Origin of the sequence: Agrobacterium sp. lyk4-40-TYG-31, assembly GCF_030209855.1 — a bacterium.
In the GTDB taxonomy this organism is placed as follows: domain Bacteria; phylum Pseudomonadota; class Alphaproteobacteria; order Rhizobiales; family Rhizobiaceae; genus Agrobacterium; species Agrobacterium vaccinii.
Window position 1 is genome coordinate 123503 of sequence record NZ_JARVRE010000004.1, and the last position, 22170, is coordinate 145672.

General features: G+C 58.8%; 21 protein-coding genes. 9 read left to right on the plus strand and 12 right to left on the minus strand.

The window, feature by feature from the left end; translation table 11 throughout:
* The first annotated feature begins 19 nt into the window (after positions 1-19).
* From QRN55_RS05890 to trhO, 3 genes are all read left to right on the plus strand, one after another.
* Positions 20-508 (plus strand): CYTH domain-containing protein, encoded by a 489-nt coding sequence (locus QRN55_RS05890; protein ID WP_284775642.1) that lies wholly within the window; start codon positions 20-22, stop codon positions 506-508.
* Entirely contained in the window at positions 492-1400 is a 909-nt protein-coding gene (locus tag QRN55_RS05895; protein WP_284775644.1) for a CHAD domain-containing protein, read from the plus strand. Before QRN55_RS05890 ends, QRN55_RS05895 begins: the two co-directional genes overlap by 17 nt.
* A 102-nt stretch (positions 1401-1502) precedes the next feature.
* Positions 1503-2447 (plus strand): oxygen-dependent tRNA uridine(34) hydroxylase TrhO, encoded by a 945-nt coding sequence (trhO, locus tag QRN55_RS05900; protein ID WP_284776604.1) that lies wholly within the window; start codon positions 1503-1505, stop codon positions 2445-2447.
* Positions 2448-2794: 347 nt separating this feature from the next.
* On the opposite strand, the gene lysS is transcribed toward trhO, so the two are convergent.
* From lysS to QRN55_RS05930, 6 genes are all read right to left on the minus strand, one after another.
* On the minus strand, positions 2795-4294 hold the full coding sequence (lysS, locus tag QRN55_RS05905) for a lysine--tRNA ligase (RefSeq protein WP_284775646.1): 1500 nt from the start codon (positions 4292-4294) through the stop codon (positions 2795-2797).
* Between the two features lie 234 nt (positions 4295-4528).
* Positions 4529-5986, minus strand: coding sequence for a glutamate--tRNA ligase (gene gltX, locus QRN55_RS05910; protein WP_284775647.1), 1458 nt, complete (start codon positions 5984-5986; stop codon positions 4529-4531).
* A gap of 195 nt (positions 5987-6181) precedes the next feature.
* Positions 6182-7951: an SLC13 family permease gene (locus tag QRN55_RS05915; protein ID WP_284775649.1), complete on the minus strand. Its 1770-nt coding sequence runs from the start codon at positions 7949-7951 to the stop codon at positions 6182-6184.
* Between the two features lie 122 nt (positions 7952-8073).
* Positions 8074-8487, minus strand: a complete 414-nt coding sequence (locus QRN55_RS05920) for a hypothetical protein (protein WP_284775650.1) — start codon at positions 8485-8487, stop codon at positions 8074-8076.
* A gap of 92 nt (positions 8488-8579) precedes the next feature.
* Entirely contained in the window at positions 8580-9329 is a 750-nt protein-coding gene (locus tag QRN55_RS05925; protein ID WP_112500973.1) for a TerC family protein, read from the minus strand.
* 154 nt (positions 9330-9483) lie between these two features.
* Positions 9484-10155 (minus strand): TetR/AcrR family transcriptional regulator, encoded by a 672-nt coding sequence (locus QRN55_RS05930; RefSeq protein WP_233135317.1) that lies wholly within the window; start codon positions 10153-10155, stop codon positions 9484-9486.
* A 152-nt stretch (positions 10156-10307) separates the two neighbouring features.
* Here QRN55_RS05930 and QRN55_RS05935 point away from each other — a divergent pair, with 152 nt between their 5' ends.
* From QRN55_RS05935 to QRN55_RS05950, 4 genes are all read left to right on the plus strand, one after another.
* Positions 10308-11501, plus strand: a complete 1194-nt coding sequence (locus tag QRN55_RS05935) for an HlyD family secretion protein (RefSeq protein WP_284775655.1) — start codon at positions 10308-10310, stop codon at positions 11499-11501.
* Between the two features lie 21 nt (positions 11502-11522).
* Positions 11523-13106: a DHA2 family efflux MFS transporter permease subunit gene (locus tag QRN55_RS05940; RefSeq protein WP_284775656.1), complete on the plus strand. Its 1584-nt coding sequence runs from the start codon at positions 11523-11525 to the stop codon at positions 13104-13106.
* 142 nt (positions 13107-13248) lie between these two features.
* Positions 13249-13932 (plus strand): GNAT family N-acetyltransferase, encoded by a 684-nt coding sequence (locus QRN55_RS05945; protein WP_284775658.1) that lies wholly within the window; start codon positions 13249-13251, stop codon positions 13930-13932.
* Positions 13929-14135: a hypothetical protein gene (locus QRN55_RS05950; protein WP_112500969.1), complete on the plus strand. Its 207-nt coding sequence runs from the start codon at positions 13929-13931 to the stop codon at positions 14133-14135. The genes QRN55_RS05945 and QRN55_RS05950 overlap by 4 nt, the downstream gene beginning before the upstream one ends.
* A 6-nt stretch (positions 14136-14141) precedes the next feature.
* On the opposite strand, the gene QRN55_RS05955 is transcribed toward QRN55_RS05950, so the two are convergent.
* From QRN55_RS05955 to QRN55_RS05965, 3 genes are all read right to left on the minus strand, one after another.
* Positions 14142-15287: a nickel/cobalt transporter gene (locus QRN55_RS05955; RefSeq protein WP_284775661.1), complete on the minus strand. Its 1146-nt coding sequence runs from the start codon at positions 15285-15287 to the stop codon at positions 14142-14144.
* The gene (locus QRN55_RS05960; protein ID WP_284775663.1) at positions 15281-15928 is read right to left on the minus strand and encodes a DUF1007 family protein; all 648 of its coding nucleotides are present in this window, start codon (positions 15926-15928) and stop codon (positions 15281-15283) included. The genes QRN55_RS05955 and QRN55_RS05960 overlap by 7 nt, the downstream gene beginning before the upstream one ends.
* Positions 15929-16022: 94 nt before the next feature.
* Positions 16023-16916: a LysR family transcriptional regulator gene (locus tag QRN55_RS05965; RefSeq protein ID WP_111837519.1), complete on the minus strand. Its 894-nt coding sequence runs from the start codon at positions 16914-16916 to the stop codon at positions 16023-16025.
* A 542-nt stretch (positions 16917-17458) separates the two neighbouring features.
* Between QRN55_RS05965 and odc2 the strand changes: the two genes are divergently transcribed.
* Both odc2 and QRN55_RS05975 read left to right on the plus strand, forming a co-directional pair.
* Positions 17459-18592, plus strand: coding sequence for an ornithine/lysine decarboxylase (odc2, locus tag QRN55_RS05970; RefSeq protein WP_111837520.1), 1134 nt, complete (start codon positions 17459-17461; stop codon positions 18590-18592).
* Between the two features lie 252 nt (positions 18593-18844).
* Positions 18845-19411, plus strand: a complete 567-nt coding sequence (locus tag QRN55_RS05975; RefSeq protein ID WP_284775666.1) for a GNAT family N-acetyltransferase — start codon at positions 18845-18847, stop codon at positions 19409-19411.
* A 38-nt stretch (positions 19412-19449) separates the two neighbouring features.
* On the opposite strand, the gene QRN55_RS05980 is transcribed toward QRN55_RS05975, so the two are convergent.
* The 3 genes from QRN55_RS05980 to QRN55_RS05990 form a co-directional block, all read right to left on the minus strand.
* Positions 19450-20412 (minus strand): 2-hydroxyacid dehydrogenase, encoded by a 963-nt coding sequence (locus QRN55_RS05980; protein WP_284775668.1) that lies wholly within the window; start codon positions 20410-20412, stop codon positions 19450-19452.
* Positions 20413-20504: 92 nt separating this feature from the next.
* On the minus strand, positions 20505-21527 hold the full coding sequence (locus QRN55_RS05985) for a LacI family DNA-binding transcriptional regulator (protein WP_062584379.1): 1023 nt from the start codon (positions 21525-21527) through the stop codon (positions 20505-20507).
* 111 nt (positions 21528-21638) lie between these two features.
* The gene (locus QRN55_RS05990; protein ID WP_111837523.1) at positions 21639-22148 is read right to left on the minus strand and encodes a MarR family winged helix-turn-helix transcriptional regulator; all 510 of its coding nucleotides are present in this window, start codon (positions 22146-22148) and stop codon (positions 21639-21641) included.
* Positions 22149-22170 lie beyond the last annotated feature (22 nt).

The following is a 22170-nucleotide window of genomic DNA, read 5'->3' on the forward strand; positions in this document are numbered from 1 at the left end:
AAATCGGGCAGGCTGTTGAATGGCAAAAGAAATCGAACGCAAGTTTCTGGTCGCGGATGACAGCTGGCGCGAGGAAATCGCGACCCGTACCCGCTTTCGCCAAGGTTACATCGTTTCGCTGGAAGACCGTTCCGTTCGGGTGCGCATCAAGGAAAACGAGGCGGCGACCCTGACCATCAAGGTGGGTACCAACAGCCTTGTGCGTGACGAATACGAATATGACATTCCGGTCGCCGATGGCGAGGAACTGCTGGCCACCGCACCCGGCACCATTATCGAGAAAATCCGCTACACCGTTCCCCATGAAGGTTTCGTCTGGGAAATCGACGTGTTCGATGGCCTCTACCGGGGGCTGGTGGTGGCAGAGGTGGAACTGACCGCCGAGACGGACCAGCCAGCTCTACCGGCCTGGGTTGGAGACGAAGTGACCGGCGACCCGCGCTATTCCAACCAGCACTTGGCAACAGACGATCTCAGCAGCGAGCTGTGCTATGTCATTCAGGATTGACCCCAGAAAGCCGCTCGATAACGAGGTACATCGCATCGGCACGGAGCTGATCGACGATGCCATCGCTCTCCTGTCCAGCCAGCCGGATGGCCCGCATGCCGCCGTGCACGGTGCGCGCAAGAAATTCAAGCGCCTGCGGGCGCTCTACCGCTTCGTGCAAAGCGAAGAGCCGAAATTTCGCAGCGCTGAAAACCTGCGGTTTCGCGATATCGCCCGCTCGCTCTCGCAGGCGCGGGATGCAGCGGCACTGGTGGAAAGCATCCACTACCTCCAGAACTTTGCCAGCACCGACAATGAGCGGCAGGCCCTGACCGCCGCTGAAACAGCGCTGGCCAGCAGGCGCGATGCCCTGACCGGAGACGAGGGCGACCTCAAGGCCCGGATCGACGCGGCTATTGCCGAATGCGAAGCGGGCAAGGAAGCGCTCGCGAAACTCTCCCTTCCCAAGGGAACGAAGACGGCGGCAAGGCTGGTGCGGCAGACATGGCGCAGGCAGCGCAAGAAGGCGCTGACAGCACTTCAGCAGTGCCACGAACAGGCCCATGACGAGAGCTTTCACGATCTGCGCAAGAGCGGGCAGGTCTACTGGATGCATCTGGCGCTGCTGCGCCGCGTCTGGCCCTCCGCTTTGCGCGCCAAGAAAGTCGATGCCAAGCGGCTGGTGGACCTTCTTGGCCACGAGCATGACCTGTCGGTGCTCGCAGCCTTTGCAGACCGGGAGCCCGAGCACTTTGCCGGTGGCGATACGTTTACGTTCTTGCTGGACACCATCACCCGCCGCCAGCAGATACTGCGGCAGGACTGTCTCGATCTCGCCGATCATGTCTTTGCCGAATCCGCCGGGGCCGAGAGCCGCATCATCGCGGCTTTGTGGGAACATGCGGCCCGGTAGCGGCTGTGGCCTCGTCTTGACGAAAATCAAAACTTCACCGACGGACGCTGCCAGCGCGAAATAAGATTGCGCAAACGCTCGTCTGGCTGTATTTCAGCCGCCATGACCGACACCTCTATCCTACCCCGCCCGGACGCCGCCGGTAATTTTCTCGTGGCAGCGCTGTACCATTTCGCCCGCTTCCCGAGGTTTGAAAGCGTGCGCGAGCCGCTGTTCACGCTGTGTCAGGAACAGGGCGTCAAAGGCACGCTGCTGCTGGCTGCCGAAGGTATCAACGGAACCATCGCCGGGACCGATGCGGGCGTCGGAGCCGTTCTTGCCTATCTGCGGGCCCAGCCAGAATTCGCTCATCTTGAGCACAAGGAAAGCCGCGCGTCCAAGATGCCCTTCGTGCGCATGAAGGTGAAGCTAAAGCAGGAAATCGTCACGATGGGCGTGCCGGATATCGATCCGAACCAGATCGTCGGCACCTATGTGGACCCGAAGGACTGGAACGCGCTGATCTCGGACCCGGATACGATCCTCATCGACACCCGCAACGATTATGAAACCGCCATCGGCATCTTTCAGGGCGCTGTCGATCCGCAGACCAAGACGTTCCGCGAGTTTCCAGACTGGGTGAAGAACAATCCCGGCCTGCACAACAAGCCCAAGATCGCCATGTACTGCACCGGCGGTATTCGCTGTGAAAAGGCCACAGCCTTCATGAAGGATCAGGGCTTTGATGAGGTCTACCACCTCAAGGGCGGCATTTTGAAGTATCTGGAAGAAGTGCCGCAGGAAGAGAGCATGTGGGAAGGCGCCTGCTTCGTGTTCGACGAGCGCGTGTCCGTTGTCCACGGTCTGGCCGAGGGCGACCACAAACTCTGCCACGCCTGCCGCAACCCTATTACGCCGGAAGTTCGCCTCTCGCCAAAATTCGAAGAAGGCGTCTCCTGCCCCAGCTGCTACGACGACCGCACCGAAGAAGACCGCACCCGCTTCCGCAACCGTCAGAAGCAGATCGATCTGGCGAAGAAACGCGGTGAGAAGCATATCGGTCGGTAACAAGCGCCCTCCATCACCATACTGGTCTTTCAAGCGTATGGCGTCGACTTTTCGCGATACGGCCACCCCTGCTTCCGTCATCCTCGGGCCTGTCCTGAGGATCTGCTACCTCTCATCCGCAGGACCGTGATTAGACCCTCGGGACAAGCCCGAGGGTGACGGGAGAGGGTGTGCCGTCGTTCGTTTCCAATAGCGAAAGTGCCAGAAGCCTGTGCATCCAGGCACCTTTAGTAAGCGCAAAACTGCCGACGTTCTCTAACACCCCCGAACCGAAACGGACTACACCTAACCCAAACAAAAAAACCGGAGACATCGCTGCCCCCGGTTTTCGTAACTATTCGTAAAACTCAATCCGCCTTCTGGCGACGCGCCGGGAACAGAATAACGTCGCGGATCGATGGTGCGTTGGTCAAGAGCATCACCAGACGGTCCACGCCGATGCCGAGGCCACCGGCGGGCGGCATGCCCTGGTCGATGGCGTCGAGGAATTCGTCGTCCAACTGCTTGTCCTTTTCGCCACGCGCATGAGCCTGCTCCAGCTGTTCGACCATGCGCTTGCGCTGTTCTTCCGGGTCGTTCAGCTCGGAAAAGGCGTTGCCTACTTCCCAGGCGTTGCAGTAGCTTTCGAAACGCTCGACCAGACGCGGCTCGCCCGGCACTTCCTTGGCAAAGGGCGAGATGTCCTTGGGGAAATGTGTGACGTGGCTTGGCTGGATCAGTGTGCTCTCGACCTTCTCTTCAAAGATGAAGGCCAGGCATTCGCCCCAAGTCCAGTCCTTCTCGACTTCGAAACCGGCGGCCTTGGCGGCAGCGCGGGCTTCCTCATCGGTCTTGATGGCCAGGAAGTCGATGCCGGTGGCTTCCTTCACCGCATCCGGCATCGGCACGCGCTTGAACGGGCCCTTGAAGGAGATCGTCTTGCCCTGGAAGTCCAGTTCCGTCGTGCCGTGAATGGCAATGGCCAGCGTTTCGAACATGCGCTCGACCAGACCCATGATGTCTTCGTAGTCGGCATAGGCCCAGTAGCATTCCAGCATGGTGAATTCCGGATTGTGCCGGGTGGAAACACCTTCGTTGCGGAAGTTGCGGTTGATTTCGAACACCTTGTCCGAAAGGCCGGATACAAGCGTGCGCTTCAAAAACAGTTCCGGCGCGATGCGCAGATACATGTCCATCTTCAGCGTGTTGTGGAAGGTCTTGAACGGATCAGCCGTTGCGCCACCATAGACGGTCTGCAGCATCGGCGTTTCAACCTCGAGGAAGGCTTCCTCTTCCATGAAACGGCGAATGCCGGAGATGATCTTGGACCGCTGCTGGAAGCGCAGCTTGGATTCCTCGTTGGAGAGAATATCCAGATGGCGCTTGCGATACCGGATTTCGATGTCGGAAATCCCGCTCCACTTCTCCGGCATCGGCAGCAGAGATTTGGTCAGCATGGTGATCTCTTCGGCATTGATCGTCAGCTCGCCACGCTTGGTGCGGCGCACCTTGCCGGTCACGCCGATGATGTCGCCAATATCGATCATCGGCAGCAGATCGCGGGCTTCCTGCGGCGTCGTATCCTTGTGGGAGAAGATCTGCACCTTGCCTGAGGCATCATGGATATCCATGAACATGCCGGAATTGCGGTTGGAATAGACGCGGCCTGCAACGGTGACGGTGTCGCCGGTTTCGACGTCAGGCTCGATGTCTGCGTATTTCTCGGCCAGCTCGGCATTGGTCAGCGTGCGATGAAAATGGGCGGGATAGACGTCGCCAACCTTCTCGCGCAGCATCGCCAGCTTCTGGCGGCGCACTTCTGTCACATCGGAGGAAAGGGCGGTGGTTTCGGTTGTCTTGTCGGTCATCGTCGGGGCCTTCTTCGGGCAAGTTGTTCTGTTTGGTGATGCGGTGACTTTGTTGTTTGCCCCGTATCTTCCCATCTCGTCATCCTCGGGCTTGTCCCGAGGATCTGCTGCGTCATCGGCACATTCGACGTCTCACCCCTGGCACCGTGCGTAGATCCTCGGGTCAAGCCCGAGGATGGCGGAGAGGTGGGCGGACGACGGCCGTTGGTATCGGCTCGCCCGCCGCGTTGCCGCTTAACTTCCAGCGCCAACCATCGTCGCCGCAACCGCAATCGCCACCTTCAACCGCTGGCGCACCACAGAGCGACCCAGCACCGCCATGCTATCGAACAGCGGCAGCGAGCGCGAAGAACCGGACATGGCAACGAACAGCGGCGGGGTCACCACGCGCAGCTTCTTGCCGGTACGTTCCGCCACATCGCGCAGTTCCTGCTCGATGGATTCCAGCGTCCAGTCCGGCATTTTCTCCAGATCGGCAGCAACCGTGGTCAGGATTTCGTGGATCTCTTCCGGCTTGCTCTTCAGGCCAGCAAAGGATGCAGGTGTCAGGCCGACATCGCTTGATAGCAGGAAGCCAGCCAGGTTCGGCAGATCGCCGAGCTTCGAAATACGGCTCTGCGAAAGCTTCAAGCCCTCGGTCAGACGCGCATTTTCCATCGCCCATTCCAGCGTGCGGGCGATGAACTCGTCCTGGGTCAGCTTTTCGCGCAGCCAGCGGCCGTTCAGCCAGTCCAGCTTTTGAATGTCGAAGATGGCACCGGCCTTGGACAGGGCCTCGGGGTCGAACTTTTCAGCCAGCTCGTCCATGGTCAAAAGCTCTTCGCCTTCGCCGATCTGGATGAAGAAAAGGCCGAGGAAGTTCATCAAGGCTTCCGGCAGATAGCCGAGCGCGGAATAATAGGAGATGGACGTCGGGTTCTTGCGTTTCGACAGCTTGGATTTGTCGGCATTGCGCATCAAGGACAGATGCATGAATGTCGGCTGGTCCCAACCGAAGTAGCGATAGAGCAGAATGTGCTTCGGCACCGATGCCAGCCATTCCTCGCCACGTGCAACATGCGTGATCTTCATCAGATGGTCATCGATGACATTGGCCATGTGGTAGGTCGGCATGCCATCAGCCTTCATCAGAACCTGCATGTCGACGCTGTCCCAGGGGATCGAGACATCGCCGTAAACGCCATCGGTGAAGTCGCAGGAGCCTTCGGTCGGAATTTTCATCCGCACGACGGAGGCTTCGCCCGCTTCCATCTTGGCAGTCACTTCCTCGGCCTTCAGATGCAGGCAGAGACCGTCATATTTCGGTGGCTTGCCAGCGGCGCGCTGTCCCTCGCGCATTTCCGTCAGGCGCTCCGGCGTGCAGAAGCAGCGGAAGGCATGGCCTTTTTCCAGCAGTTCATCGGCAAACGGCTGATACATGTCCTTGCGGTCGGACTGGCGGTAGGGGCCGTAAGGGCCGCCGACGTCAGGACCTTCGGACCATGTCAGTCCGGTCCATTTCAGCGCTTCCAGCACCTTGTCTTCATATTCGCGCGTGGAGCGCGTGGCATCGGTATCTTCGATGCGCAGAATGAATTCACCACCGTGCTTTTTGGCAAACAGGTAGTTGAAAAGCGCGATGTAGGCTGTGCCGACATGCGGCTCGCCAGTGGGGGAAGGTGCGATACGGACGCGGACGCCGGAAGTGGTCATTGAAATTCACTCGTGCTGACGCAGGGTGATACGGGGCAAGCCACGTGTCACTGATGTGTTGTTGAATGCATGGAAAAAGCGGAAATACGGCTGAAGATGCTGCTATCCCACAGTTTCCTGTTGTCATGGCTTAGGCCACATTCAGCCGCATGCGTCAAGAAAATTAGGTTGTTTTGACCCGCCCTGGACTGATCCTTAGACTGGCCAGACATAGAGCAGCATGGGAATGGAAACCAGCACGATCATGATGGATAGCGGAGCCCCGAGGCGCGGATAGTCGCTGAACTTGTAACCGCCCGGCCCCATGACCAGCGTGTTGCACTGGTGGCCGATGGGGGTGAGGAAGTCACAACCGGCGCCGATGGCAACCGCCATCAGGAAGGCTTCGGGGCGAAAACCCAGCGTCGTCGCAAAGCCCGCTGCAATAGGCCCCATCACCAGCACGGTCGCGGCATTGTTAAGGAAAGGCGTCACGGCCATGGCCGTCAGCAGGATCATGCCGAGCGCCGCAAAAGGCGGCAGGCCTTGGGCGGCATGGCCCAGCCAACCGGCAATCAGGTCGCTGGCACCAGAGGTTCGAAGCGAGTCACTGACGGGAATGAGCGCTGCCAGCATGACGAGGATCGGCCCGTCGATGGATTTGTAAACTTCGGTCAGCGGTATGGCGCCGACGAGTATCATCGCAAAAGCGGCAGCGAAGAAGGCAACCGCCACCGGCGCAATGCCCGTTGCCGCTGCCAGCATGGCAGCCGCGAGGATCATCACGGGAATGAAGGCGCGGCGCTGCACGCCCAGCAGAATTTCGCGCTGCGCCAACGGCAGCAACGAGAATTCCCGCAACACCACCGGCAGGTTCTTGCGCGATCCCTGCAAAACGATCACGTCGCCCGCTTTCAACGTCAGGTCGCTCAATCGCTCATTGACGCGGTGGCCCCGGCGGCTGACCGCAATGAGGTTGACGCCGCGCGTGTAGGAGAGCGCCAATTCCTTGGCAGAAAGCCCGCTTAGCAGGGATTCGTTGCTGATCACCGCTTCCATGGCGATGAGATCGACCGTTTTCTGGCCATTTTCGGTAATCGGCTTGCCCGATAGTGTCAGCTTGGCATTGGAAACGATGCGGTCCAGCCCCTCGGACGTGCCCTCCAGAAGAATGGTATCGCCTGCCTTCAAGGTCACATCAGGGAACGGTGAGACGCGGCGATGGCCGCGAATGATGGTGTTCGCAATGACGTCTCCATCCGCCTGTTTCAGAAGGTCGCTCAGCGGCTTGCCGATCATCAGGCTGTCGGCGGGCAGCGTGGCCTCGGCGGCGTAGCTCGCCTCTTCCAGAATGTCCTCGACCGAGGCGCCATCCTTGGCGCGGGCCGGAAGCAGCTTGTAGCCGAAGGTCAGAAAGGCGATGCCGACCACGGCTAGCGTCGCACCCACGGGCGTGAAATCGAACATCGAGAAGCTTTGCCCGGTCATCTCCTCGCGCAGACGCGAGACAACGATGTTGGGCGAAGTGCCGATCTGCGTCATCAACCCGCCCAGAAGCGCAGCAAAAGCCATCGGCATCAGATAATAGGACACCGGGCTGCCGGACTTGCGGGCGAACTGGAAGGCGACCGGGATCATGATGGCCAGCGCGCCGATATTCTTGATGAAGGCCGACATCACGGCGACCACGATCATCAGGAAGGCCAGTTGCAGATGTTTGGAGCGCATCTCCGGGAAGTATTTCTTGATCGTCGTATCGACGATGCCGGACCGCGCCACCGAGGTGCTGACGATCAGCGCGCTGGCAACGATGATGACGATATCGTCCGAGAAACCCGAAAACGCCTTGTCAAACGGCACGACGCCGAGCGCGACGGCAATCAGCAGCGCGCTACACGCCACCACGTCATATCGGAACTTGTCGATGATGAATGCGACCATCATTCCGGCGATCACGCTGAAGGCTAAGATCTGCTCGATGGTCATGAAACTGATTTACTTTCGGAATCTGGAAAACGAAGAATACGTTTTGCATGATGCATGACCAACAACGCAAGCCCGCATCGGCAGTTCCTGCGCGCCTGTCGAAAACTTTATGCGGCGTCACATCACGCGACGTGTCCCTCCAGAAAAAGGGCGGTCGCCTCGGAAATGCCGACGATCTTGTTTGTCGCCTGTCGGTAGAGTTTGAAATTGAGTTCGGTTTCGGGCTGGCCATCATCCCAGTCCCTGAAGGGCTTGAGCTGCGTGCGGCCCAGGGGCTTTGTCGCCATGGCGGTGCGCTTGAGGATGATGCTGACGCGCGGCGTCTGCCGGTCAATATCAGGCGTTCTGGCCACAGCTTCCGCGCTCGAGACGGTGCCTTTTGCTACAAGACCCCGTCCGCCCTCGTTCTCGCTCGCAAACAGAAACACCGTATCGCCTTCGGCAATATGCTTGCCGCCATACATGGATTTCTGCGCGGTAAAGGTGAATGTCTGCGCATCCGGGTCTGGGATATCTGTCTTGATGACAAATGCCATGTCGTCGTCCTCCGTGGACATCATATCACCACGGACGCAAAAAGGCCCGCATGACACGGGCCTTTCGTTTGTCTCAGATGGGCTCAGCGCAATTAATGCACAGTGCCCTTTTTCTTCCGGCGCGAGTTGCGCGATACCATGTTGAGCACCTCCACCAGCGCTGAGAAGGCCATGGCGGCGTAGACGTAGCCCTTGGGAACGTGGAAGCCCATGCCTTCGGCAATCAGCGTCGTGCCGATCATCAACAGGAAGGCCAGCGCCAGCATGACGACGGTCGGGTTCTTTTCGATGAAGTTGGCCAGCGGGTTGGCGGCCAGCAGCATGACGGTGACGGCGAAGACGACGGCCACGACCATGATCGGCACATGCGGTGTCATGCCGACGGCGGTGATGATGCTGTCGAGCGAAAAGACGAGGTCGAGCAGAAGAATCTGCACGATGGCAGACGAGAAGCTGGTGATGGCAGCGTTGCCGACCATGTCTTCCTTGTGGTCTTCCGGGTCCACATTGTGGTGGATTTCCTTGGTGGCCTTCCACACGAGGAACAGGCCACCGCCGATGAGGATCATGTCCTTCCACGAGAAGCCCTGACCGAAGACTTCAAACACAGGCTCTGTCAGCTGCACGATCCAGGCAACGGTGCCCAGCAGGCCCAGACGCATGATCAGCGCCAGGCCGATGCCGATTTTTCTGGCCTTGTCGCGCTGATGCTCAGGCAATTTATTGGTAAGGATGGAAATAAAGATCAGGTTGTCGATGCCAAGCACGACCTCCATGACGATAAGGGTGACGAGGGCCACCCACGCAGCGGGGTCGGACAATAAAGGGATTATGGAATCCACGTGCCTGTTTTCCTTTTCAGCTTTCCGGCTTCGACAATTCGAAACTGACCAATGTTTATATTCGAATGCGCGAGAAACAAGCGTGTGACAGATGTGTCATGCTCTATTTTCTCGAAATTTCACGCAATACGAGAAACCCGGATGCTGAATGGACTTAAACTGTCTTGGTTCCGTAGGCCGACATAAAAACATGAATGGCGCTGGACAGTACGCGCTCCACCTCATCTGCCGGTGGCTCGCCCACCAGCTCGCCGAAAAGCTTCATCTTGAAAAACGTGCCCGTGGCCAGCTCGATGAACTGGCGTGCCGCCATATCGACATCCTGTATGGAAAGCGCGCCCTGTTCCACATGATGCTGGAGAAAATCATGCAGGACGACACGGACATTGTTTGGTGCCGCCACGAAAAAGCGCTGTGAGAGTTTCGGCATGCGATCGATGACGCCAAGCGCTGAGCGCATGGCAGGTATCATGTCAGTGCATGTCACTTTGTGAATAAACGCATCGCCGAACTGCCAAAGCCCATCCCGCACAGCTTCCGTCCCGGCAAGAATATCGCGCATGGACAGCGCAAACTCGGCACGGTGGCGGTCTATGAGGGCTGCGAAAAGGTCGTCCTTGTTCTGGAAGTAGACGTAGATTGTTCCTTTGGAAACAGCAGCTTCCCGGGTAATGTCGTTCATGCTGGCGGCGTCGAAGCCCTTTTGCTTGAACACCCGCCATGCGCCATCGAGGATTTGTTCGCGCTTCGTCGGATCTTCGCCAGCAGCAAAACGGCCTGCCGAAGGCGCAGGACATTCATGCAGGATTTGTTTGTCTTCGCTCACGTGTCGATCCGCCAATCGTTTTAGATTCAATTCAATATATCGAACCAAACGGTTCGATGTCACTTGATATGTGTCAGCAAACGGATTATGTCAATCGAACCGAACGGTTCAGTTCGAAATCATTTTCTACATTCCAGTGAACGGTGTTACCTATGTCGGTGCAAAAAAGCGGCGCAATTCGAGCAGTGAATTCCTCTGAAGAGACCGAAGCACGGGCCGACGAGGCAAAACCCTTGGCGGCGGAACAGAGTGCTGCGCCAAACCAGGCGGCCGCGCCAGATAAGAAAAAGCGCAAGTCGTTCGTTCTGCCCATCATCGCCATTGCCGCATTGGCCGGTGGCGGCTGGTACGGTTACCAGTGGTGGACGGATGGTCGTTTCCTCATCTCCACGGATGACGCCTATGTAAAAGGTGACATCGCAGTCATCTCGCCAAAGGTTTCCGGTTATGTCGCCAAGGTCGATATCGTCGCCAACCAGGAGGTGAAGGCGGGCGACCCGATGGTGACGCTGGACGACGGCGATTATCGCAACGCGCTGGAACAGGCGCAGGCCCAGCTTGAAACGCAGCAGCTTTCGCTCAACCGTATCGATGCCCAGATTGCCGGTGCGGAAGCATCGCTTGCCCAGGCCGTCGCCCAGAAGGGTGCGCTTGATGCAGCCCTTCGCGGTGCCGATATCAATCTGAAGCGCGCCACCGAACTCCAGTCCAAGGATGTCGGCACGGCTGCATCGTCGGATAACGCACAGATCGCCATGGAACAGGCCAAGGCCAATCTGGTCGCCGGTGAAGCGGGCGTCGTGTCCGCTCAGGCCAATATCGATTTGCTGCGCGCCCAGCGCAAGGAAGCCGAGGGATCGGTCAAGTCGTTGGAGATTTCCCGCGACAAGGCTGCCCGCGACCTGTCTTTCACCGTCCTGCGCGCACCCTATGATGGCGTCATCGGCAACCTTTCGGTCCAGACGGGTGATCTCGTTTCCGTCGGCAAGCGCCTTGCATCGCTGGTGCCGATGGACGATCTCTACATCGACGCCAATTTCAAGGAAACGCAGCTTGCCAAAATCGAGCCCGGTTCCAAGGTTCGCGTCCACGTGGATGCCTTTGGCGACCACGATATCGAAGCCACGGTGCAGTCGATTTCGCCAGCCTCCGGCTCTGTCTTCTCCCTGCTGCCGCCGGAAAATGCCACGGGCAATTTCACCAAGGTCATTCAGCGCGTGCCGGTTCGTGTGGTCTTCTCCAAGGAAGATCTGGCCAAGCACAAGCTGCGCGCCGGTTTGAGCGTCGTGGTGGATGTCGATACCCGCACCGCACCCAAAGAGACCAATACTGTGCAATCGAAGTAAGCTTCGATAGGAACCAAGATCATGGCGGCAACAGCCAGCATGGCGGTGGGCACAGCCCCCGCCGCCGATCCCCCGATGGATCGCAGACGCCTCATCGCCTTCTTCGCGATGGTGTTCGGCATGTTCATGTCGATCCTCGACATCCAGATCGTCTCCGCCTCGCTGGCGGAAATTCAGGCCGGTTTGGGTGCCGGTTCCGATGAAATCGCCTGGGTACAGACCTCCTATTTGATTGCGGAAGTCATCATGATTCCGCTGTCGGGAACGCTTGCGCGCATTCTTTCAACGCGGGTGCTGTTTGCCACCTGCGCCGCAGGCTTCACCATTTCCAGCGCCCTGTGTGCGACCGCGACGAACATCGACCAGATGATCGTGTACCGCGCCATACAGGGCTTCATAGGCGGCGGCATGATCCCATCCGTCTTTGCCGCCGCCTTCACCATCTTCCCGCCCTCCAAGCGGGCGGTGGTGTCCCCCATCATCGGGCTTGTGGCAACACTGGCCCCCACCATCGGCCCGACGGTCGGTGGCTACCTCTCCAATGCCTTTTCCTGGCACTGGCTGTTCCTGGTCAACATCATCCCCGGCATCATCGTCACCCTGGTGACGTGGAACTTCATCGATTTCGACAAGCCCGAACGCTCCTTGATGAAGAAGTTCGATTGGTGGGGCTTGCTGTCCATGGGCGTCTTTCTGGGCTCCATGGAATATGTTCTGGAAGAGGGCAACAACAACGACTGGTTCAACGACAGCCACATCGTCATCGGCACGTTTGCCATGGCCATCGGCGGCATCGTGTTCTTCTGGCGCGCCTTCAAGGTGGATTTCCCGGTCGTCGACCTGAAAGCCTTTGCGGACCGGAATTTCTCCATCGGCTCGCTGTTTTCCTTCGTCATGGGCATTGGACTTTACGGGCTGACCTACATGTACCCGCTCTATCTGGGGCGTGTGCGGGGTTACGATGCGCTGATGATCGGCGAAACCATGTTCGTTTCGGGTCTCGCCATGTTCTTCACCGCGCCAATTGCGGGCAAGCTGTCCACCAAGCTCGATCTGCGCATCATGATGGTCATCGGTTTCATCAGCTTTGCTTCCGGTACATGGATCATGACCTATGTCACCGCCGACTGGGACTTTTACGAACTGCTGATCCCGCAGCTGCTACGCGGCTTCGGACTGATGATGTGCATGGTGCCGATCAACAACATCGCGCTCGGCACCCTGCCGCCTGCGCGCATGAAGAACGCCTCCGGCCTCTTCAACCTCACCCGTAACCTTGGCGGTGCCGTGGGCCTTGCGATCATCAACACCCTGCTCAGCCAGCGCACGGATGATCACTATGTGCGCATCGCCGAACACGTCAATTTCGGCAACCCGGCAGCCCTCGAGTGGATGAACAGCGTCGGCGCCAACTACGATTCATACGGCCTCGACGGCGCATCCGTCGCCGTCAAAAAACTCGTCGGTGTCGTCTCGCAACAAGCCTGGCTGCTGGCCTTCGCAGACGTCTTCCTGCTGCTGACCTGCCTCTTCAGCGGCCTCATCTTCCTCACCGTCCTGATCAACAAACCCAAAGCCGCGCCACCACCCGACGCCGGCCACTGATTCCCCTATCCACCGCAGCGCCAGAGGGTCGCCAGAAATGGCGGCCCTTTGTTTGTGGGGTACTGACGTTCAACACCCCAATCCCTGTTGTCTTCGCCCCCTGCCTGTCTTAAGTCTTTTCCGTCATTTTATGAGGAAAAGAATGCGCGATCTCAGCCAGTTCAAAGGATGTCCAGCTCCGCAGCCCGTAACTCTGGAGGGGCGGTATGTGACGGCTGTGCCGTTCGATCGGGCGCAGCATCTGGAAAAGCTGTGGGACGCGCTGGGTGGTCTGGGTATCAATGATCTGCTCAAATATTTCCCGCAGGATGGTTTCCTCAATTCGCAGGCCTTTGGTGACTGGATCGACGGGGCGCAGAGCGCCTTTGGCTGGGTGACGCTGGTTTTCATCGACAATGCCACGGGTGACGTCGTTGGTATGGCGAGCTATATGCGACCGGACCCGAAGAACGGGGTGGTCGAGGTCGGCTCGGTGGCGCATGGCATCAAGATGAAACGTTCGCCGCTTGCCACCGAAGCGCACTACATGATGGCGCGGCATGTGTTCGATGATCTGGGCTACCGCCGTTACGAGTGGAAGTGCCACAACGAAAACCAGCCCTCCAGGGCGACGGCCAAGCGCTACGGCTTCATGTTCGAGGGCGTCTTTCGCCAGCACATGGTGTCCAAAGGCGGCAACCGCGATACGGCGTGGTTCTCGATGATCGATGGCGAATGGCCGCTGATCCGTCAGGCTTTCGAAGCATGGCTCGCACCGGACAATTTCGATGCCGACGGTGTTCAGAAGCAGAAGCTGGAAGACATTCGCGCGAGGTTGACCGCATGACCGGCAAAAGCAACAGCGCCTCTGCCATCGCCGCCATCGCCATTCTGGTCGGCTTCGGCCTGCTGTTCTTCATCATGCCCACTATCACGCTATGGCTGGCAGAACACTACTCGGTCTGGGTCGCCGCGGTGTTCGACGTGGTCGCGGTGCTGGCATTCTTTCTGGTTTTCTGGCTCAGGGCGCGGTATCAGCGACGTCACTAACGCGGCCTAGGCCTGAAGCGAAGCGCCCAACAGGGCGAGGCCCATCAGTAGCACGAATAGTGCGCCTGCGATTTCTATGCCGTGGGTGATGCGGGATGCTCTTTTGCTGCCGGTTCCGGCGAAGCGGACGGCTATGTCTTTGGCTTTGACGGCGAGGCAGGCCAGCAGCGAGACGGTGATGGCGGTGCCGATGGACATGGCGAGGACCGACAGGACGCCTCCGAGCAGCAGGCCGTTGAGTATCGAGAAGCTCATGACGATGATGGCGCCGGAGCAGGGGCGAAGGCCCACCGCGATGATGGCGGACCACGCTTCGTGCAGGCTGAAATCCTTGCCGCGCAGAAGCGATGGATCGGGCGCGTGGGCGTTGCCGCAGGTGGTGCAGATATCGCCAGTGCCGCTCTGGGCGTGGTCTGGGAAGACCGGCTTGCCCTGAAAGCGCAGGCCGCTGCCCATGCCGGTGCGCATGGGGCTGGAGTCCATGGTTGCGGTCTTTATCGCCGGGGCGGCATATTCCACTGAAAGTGCCGGGGCAGGGCGGGTCAGCAGGCTGTGCAGCTTGCGAAACAAAAGCCATGCGCCGAACAGCGCAACCATGGCAAAGCTGGCGATTTCCATCGTCTGCGTGGCCTTTGTCATGGTGATGGAGGTGCCGCGCAGCACCAGATAGGCAGCGCCGACAAGTGCGATGGCGACCGCACCCTGAATGATGGCCGAAATGAAGGAGATCAGAATGCCGCGCTTCAGCTGCGTTTCATTGGCAATCATATAGGAGGAGATAACCGCCTTGCCGTGGCCGGGGCCAGCCGCGTGGAAGACGCCATAGGCAAAGGACAGCCCGATCAGCGAGGCCAGTGCCCACGGGTCTTCACGCATCGCCTTCAGCGCGCCGGTGAGGGAACGGTAGAACATCTGCTGGTGGATGTTGATCCACTGGAAAAGGGGGCCGAGCGGCCCGCCGACGGAGATGGATGGTTCTGCCGAGCCGATGCCGAGGGGTGATTGGGCGTGGGCGGCGGTGATGGTGGCCAGAAATATTGCGCATATGATGATAAGGAAGCGGGTGGCGGGAGATGCCCGGCAGGGCAGAGCGGGGTGGCCATTGGCACCGCCCGACACTGGAGAGCACAACGTACTTATGGTCCTCAGCATGACAACTCCAGCCGTGTCGCGAACAGCTTGGTCATATCCGTGCCGGTGGGGTCGTTGAAGAAGGCGTCGGTGAGGTTGTTCTGGTTTTGGGCGATGATTTCGTCCGGGTCGGGCCTGACGACTTTATGTTTGCAGGCCGCCAGATGCGGCCCCTTGACGACGATGTCCGTGTCCTTGGCGAAATCGATTGCGGTGTACATCGTCGGGTCCCAGGCGCCGAAGCTCAACAGGCCCTTGATGGGCAGCGGCTGTTTCGGCTGGACGGAGAAGAACATAAGGACCTGATTGTCCTTGTAATCGACATGGATCGTATCCGGCTTGTTGAAATCGACGGCTTTGCCGTTCAGCGTGATGAAGGTGTAATAGGAAAATTCGGCCAGCGATTCGTGGACCGTATTACCGATTTCGGCCAGTTCTTCCTTGTCGAGCTTGGCGTCACTGTTCTTGTCGTAGTCCAGCACGACGCTGGCCGAGAACATCTCGTCGAAACGCCAGATGTTGCGCACTTCCTGAATGTTACCATCGGAGCCTTCGATGATTTCCATGCGGGCTTCCGCGAAAATATGCGGATGCGCGAAGGCGGTGAGCGGTGCAAGGCAGGCGGACAAGCATGCAGCCAGTGGGACGATGACGTTTTTCATGGATGCTGTCTGTCTCGATTGTTCGATGTGTGTTTCTGAGTCTAGCGCGAATTGGGACCGAATTTCGGCTTTGCGCCCTATGGAGCGTAAAAGCTCATTCGTATGTCTTGAACCAGTTGGACAGGTAGTCCACGAAGCTGCGAACCTTTGCAGGCAGATAGCGCCGGTGCGGATAGACCGCATAGATGCCGCGGTCTCGGGAAATGTAGTTATCAAACAGCGTCACGAGCTCACCTGATTGTATGGAGGGCTTGGCGATGAAGTCCGGCACGATGGCGACGCCGAGGCCCGAGCGGGCGGCGCGCAGCGTGGCTTGCGGACTGTTGACCTCGAGAGGGCCTGTAATGGCCACCGAATTGGTGCCGCCGCCGGGTTCGAAATAACGGATGTGATTGTGGAAGCGCGAGTTCGTATCCACGATGCAGGGCACCTTGGCCAGATCCTGCGGCGTATTCAACGGGCCGTAGCGCTCCACGAAATCCGGTGTGGCCACGGCATAGACGCGAAAATCGGCAAGCTTCTTAGCGATCATACCGGAATCTTCGAGCTTGGTGATTCGGATCGCCATATCGAAGCTTTCTTCGATCAGATCGACAAAACGGTCCTCAGCGACGATCTCCAGCGAAAGCTCCGGGTTTTCCTTGGCGAAATCGATGAGGCTCTGGCCGATTTCGGCATCGATGAAGGTGCGCGGCACGGATATTCGCAGCTTGCCTTTCAAATCGGCATTCTTCTCGCGCACGAGATCAGCGAGATTATCGATTTCCTTCAGGATATCGGAGGCCGTGCGGTAATAAGTGTGGCCCGCCTCGGTCATGGAAAACTGGCGGGTGGTGCGGTTGAGCAGCAGAGCGCCAAGATCATCCTCCAGCTCGCGCACATATTTGGACAACAACGCCTTGGAACGCCCGGTTTTGCGGGCGGCTGCGGAGAAACCCTCCGCCTCGACCACATCGATGAAAGCCCGGATGCGCGTGAGAGTGTCCATCGAAATCTCCTGTTCGTTCCACATAATTGAACGCTCAGGGCGCATCGTTCAAGAATAAAATGGTCTGCCAAAAAAATCCGCAACATGATGAAAAATTCCCTTGATTGTTACAGCGAATATTCTTATCTCCCGGTTGCCCAAAGTCGCACGTGCCCATGTGTGTCCGCCGGACCCTCGATGTGGTGAGGAGTTTGGTAAGGTACCTGGAATTAACCCCTCCAGTCGCTATTCCGGCCAACCGGGAAATGCGAGGACATACGAAGCAACGACGGTGCGGGCCTTTCTGGTTCTCTTCCGGCTTTCCATCAGCCGGGGTACTGAAGAGGCACACCATCATTGCCGTAAGTGCGGTTGGGGATGATTCCCGCCAATCCCATGGCAGACAAAGCCGAATAATGCTCCTGGCAGGGCGTTGTTCACATTTGCGCCTTGAGCGTATGCAAATGATTCTGCGCCTCCACCGGCTGAATCGTTCTGCATATCTTGAGCGCCCTTTGTCCTCCGGACTTTCCCGGAGTCGGAACATTCGAGGGAATACAACGATGACGACTGCACGCATCCTCGACTTCATCAAGACACGCCGCCCCGAAGGCCCATGCCTCGTGGTCGATCTTGACGTCGTGCGCGATAATTTTCACGCGTTCCGGCATGCTCTGCCAAACAGCTCGATCTATTATGCCGTCAAGGCAAACCCGGCACCTGAAATTCTCAAGCTGCTGGCTGGCATGGGCTCCAACTTCGATTGCGCCTCCGTGGCTGAAATCCAGATGGCGCTCGATGCCGGTGCGACCTCCGACCGCATCTCCTTCGGCAACACCATCAAGAAGGAACGCGATGTTGCGCGCGCCCATGCGCTCGGCATCGATCTCTTCGCCGTGGACAGCCATGAGGAAGTCGAAAAGGTTGCCCGTGCAGCCCCCGGCGCCCGCGTATTCTGCCGCGTTCTGACCGATGGTGAAGGCGCCGAATGGCCGCTGTCGCGCAAGTTTGGTTGCGTACCGCAGATGGCTGTCGATGTACTGGTCTATGCCCATCAGATGGGTCTGGAATCCTACGGCGTGTCTTTCCATGTTGGTTCGCAGATGATGAACCTCGACGCATGGGACGCGGCTCTCGGCGATGCAAAGCGTGTGTTCGCTTCGCTGGCCAAGCAGGGCATCCACCTGCAGATGGTCAACATGGGCGGTGGCTTCCCGACGAAGTATCTGCGCGACGTGCCTGCTGCCGAAGAATATGGCCATGCCATCGACACGGCGCTGCGCAAGCACTTCGGCAACCAGATTCCAAAGACCATCATCGAGCCGGGTCGCGGCATGGTCGGCAATGCCGGTGTCATCAAGGCGGAAGTCGTGCTTGTTTCGCGCAAGTCCGACAACGACAACCACCGCTGGGTGTTCCTCGACATCGGCAAGTTCGGTGGTCTGGCCGAGACGATGGACGAAGCCATTCGTTATCCGATCCGCACCGAGCGTGACGGCGACGAGATGGAGCCTTGCGTTCTGGCAGGTCCAACCTGCGACAGCGCCGACGTGATGTACGAGAAGAACATGTATCCGCTGCCGGTGTCCCTGACCATCGGCGACGAAGTTCTGATCGAAGGCACGGGCGCCTACACGACCACCTATTCGGCGGTCGCCTTCAACGGTTTCGAGCCGCTGAAGTCCTATGTGATCTGAATGGCTGACGCCTGTCTGGGGGCAGGCGATAGTCTTTAGGATCCTCCCGTTCCGGCTTGGCCATCCGCGCTCAGGCGCAAACCCTGCTTGCCGCACCTCTGTCCAGTTGAGGATAAGGCGTGGTCTGGCGGGCCGGAACGGTCTCACTTTTTTATCGCATGTCGTTATCGCAAAACCGCTCAACAGCTTTGCGCGACATGTTTTCATTTTAGGGTGCCGCTTTCGTGGGCGGCTTGGTGACGGGAGGCCGGGATGGCCGCTGTTCTCAATTCTGTTCGTGCATTCTTCACGCCACAGACGTTTCATATCGACGCCGAAAATCCGGGTGACGTCGTTGCGCGCGAGACCCTTCTCGACCGCGTCATGGGTGCAGGTCGCCGTCGCAAGTCTTCCGAAAAGCTGCGCGCGGGCCGCGTTCCCGCCGAAGGTCTGGCCCTGGTTGCGCGTGACGAAGACGGCCATGTCATCGGCACCGTGCGCCTGTGGAGCGTTCAGGCTGGCGTTAGCCGTGAGGGGCGCGCCATCGAGGCGCTTCTGCTGGGACCTCTGGCTGTCGATTGCATGCATGAAGGCAAGGGCATCGGTTCTGCGCTGATGCGCGCCGCGATCACCGAAGCTGCCCGCCGCGACCACGGCGCAATCCTGCTCGTCGGCGATGCACCCTATTATGAGCGCTTCGGCTTTTTCGCGAGCCACACCCAGCATCTGGTCATGCCTGGCCCATTCGAGCGTTCGCGTTTTCTGGCGCTTGAACTGAAAAGCGGCTGGCTCGCAGGTGCGGCCGGTATGCTGGTGGCAAGCGGCCGCAAGCTTTCCTGAGAGATTGAGTTGGTACGTCGAGGGGTATGGCTCAGCCATCACCCCTTGACGGGCGTTTCGGGCACCGGTGTCAGCACCTTGCCGTCGTTGACCCATCCCAGCACATTGTCCACGACCAGATCGGCCATGGCGTTGCGGGTCGGCACGGATGCCGAGGCGACGTGGGGCAACAGCGAGACATTGGGCAGCGAGAGGAAGCCTTCCGGCACCTTCGGCTCTTCGTAGAAGACATCGAGACCCGCTGCACCCAGTGTGCCATCCTGAAGTGCTGTCAACAACGCATCCTCATCGACGCTGTAGCCGCGACCGACATTGATGAACACGCCGTTTGCGCCTAGCGCAGACAGTATCTCGGCGTTGATGGCCTTATGCGTTTCCGGCGTGCCGGGCACGATGCAGATCAGTACATCGACGGCCTGCGCCATCTCCTTCAGCGAGGCATAATAGGTGTAAGACAGTTCGGCGCGTTTGCTGCGGGTGTGATAGCCGATTTCGACCTTGAAGGGTTCTAGCCGCTTGGCGATTTCCTGACCGATGCGGCCCATGCCGAACAGGCCGACCTTGCGGCCCCGCAGTGAAAAGGGCGACAGCGCGAAAGGTCCCTCAGACACCCATTTGCCTTCGCGAAGGTGGGTTTCGGCCTGATAGAAACGGCGCAGCGTGTTGATCAGCAGCGCAATCGTGGTGTCGGCAACCTCGTCGTTCAAAACGTCAGGCGTGTTGGTGACGATGATGCCGCGCGATGCCGCATGTTGCACATCCACGCCATCATAGCCGACACCGAAATTGGCGATGACCTGAAGGTTGGGCAGGGCATCCATCCAGGCGGCGTTAAAACCGCCGGAGACGGCGACAGCCGTGATGCGCTTCGCGTCATCGGCAGATAACGAAGGCTCTGGCCCTGCTGGCGCTTTCACCACCTCGACCTTGCCTTCGAAGCGCTCGAGAACGCGCGGGTGAATTTTGCCCGGAACGAGAACGACGGCTTTGCTATCTGACATGCTTTGGTATCCTCCTGCTATGCATGAGGCCAAGCTAGACGATCATTTCAAAAAGCGGAACCCGCATTCGGAACAACAATGGGGTCAAAGGCTCAACTGCGTGGAATGCAGGGGCTGGTGGACTGGCGGATGCGCATTTCCGGCTTGATGAGGTGAATGCCATCAGGCTCGTGGCTGCCTGCCAACCTGTCCAGCAGGGCACGCGCTGCCAGCCGCCCGACTTCTGCCTGACCATTGGAAACGGTTGTCAGGGCAGGGGTGGCGATGGCTGCTTCCTCCAGATCGTCGTAGCCGGTGACGGAGATATCCTTGCCGGGCACGAAGCCAGCGCGGGAAATGCCGTTCATCAGGCCAATTGCGACGAGGTCGTTCCAGCACACGGCAGCGGTTGGTTTTTGCGGCAGCGACAGGAAATTGACGGCAGCCTCGAAACCGCCTTGCTTCGAGCGGGCGCCGGGAATGCGCAGGTTCGGGTCCACCTCGATGCCTGCCTTGCGCAGGGCATTGACGTAACCCTGATATCGGTCGCGACCGGTCGATGTCTGGTCCGTTCCGCCCACCATGGCGATGGTGCGGTGGCCAAGGCTGATCAGGTGGTTGGTCGCCAGCGAAATGCCATAGCTGTCGTCACCCCGGAAGGTCGGCATATCCACGCCGTCCATGGAACGCGCCACGAGAATGGCGGGCATGCCGTTTTCCTCGGCCAGCGTCATGTCTTCCAGCGGCGTGCCGATGGCAGGCGACATGATGATGCCGTCGCTGCCCAGTTGCAGCAGCGTCTCGATGAAGGTGCGCTGCTTTTCGACGGAATCGTAATGGTTTGATAGAATGAAGGTCTGGCGGCTGCGGTCCAGCTCGCTCTCGATGGCCTTGAGAATTTCGCCGTAGAACGGGTTCATCACATCGTGGAAGACGACGCCGATAATGCCGGAGCGGGATGTGCGCAGGCTGGCGGCACGGCGGTTATAGATGTAACCCAGCGCGCGCGCCTGCTCCTTGATCTTCTCGCGCGTATCGGCAGCCACCAGTGGGCTGTCGCGCAAAGCGAGCGAAATCGTGGCTGTGGAAAGCCCAAGGCTTTCGGCAATGGTCGATAGTTTGATTTTTTGCGCCACGGTCCCCTCCTACGGTCACGCATGCCGTCAAAACGACATTTAAATTGTGACTAAACAATTTAAATAAAACGCGCAACTGGTTTTAAGAACCGAGATTATGATCTCAAAATTTTAATCGATTAGCTCCTGAGACTGCAAATTCGTGTCGATGGTGCGTAGCAGTTTCACGACGGTTTTGACCTCCTTGGCAGACAGTCCCTCCATGGCGCGGGCGTTGCAATCTGCCAGTGATGCATGGATGTGCTCGACGCTTTTCAGGCCTGTCTCGGTCAGTTTCACCATGGTCAGGCGGCCGTCGCCATCACCGGCACTGCGTTCGACAAAGCCTTGCGCTTCCATGCGCCCGATGGTGCGGGTCATGGTCGGAGCCTTGACGCCGAGCTTCTGGGCGATCTGGCCGGGCGACATGCTGCCTTCCTGCGCAAGTGCGAGGATGACGCCATCCTGACCGGCATAGAGCCCGCTTTCCGCCAGATTGTGACTGAGCGCGGTGCGCATGGAGCGGGCAGCCTGCGTAATGCTCTGCGCCAGCTCGTCCGGGCCGAAGGGCAGATCCTTCTTCTTGCCGGTCTTTGCCTTCTTGGCAGACTTGTTCTTTTTGGCCAGCTTATCCTTGCTCATCAGCAAATGCCTTTTCTGAGAT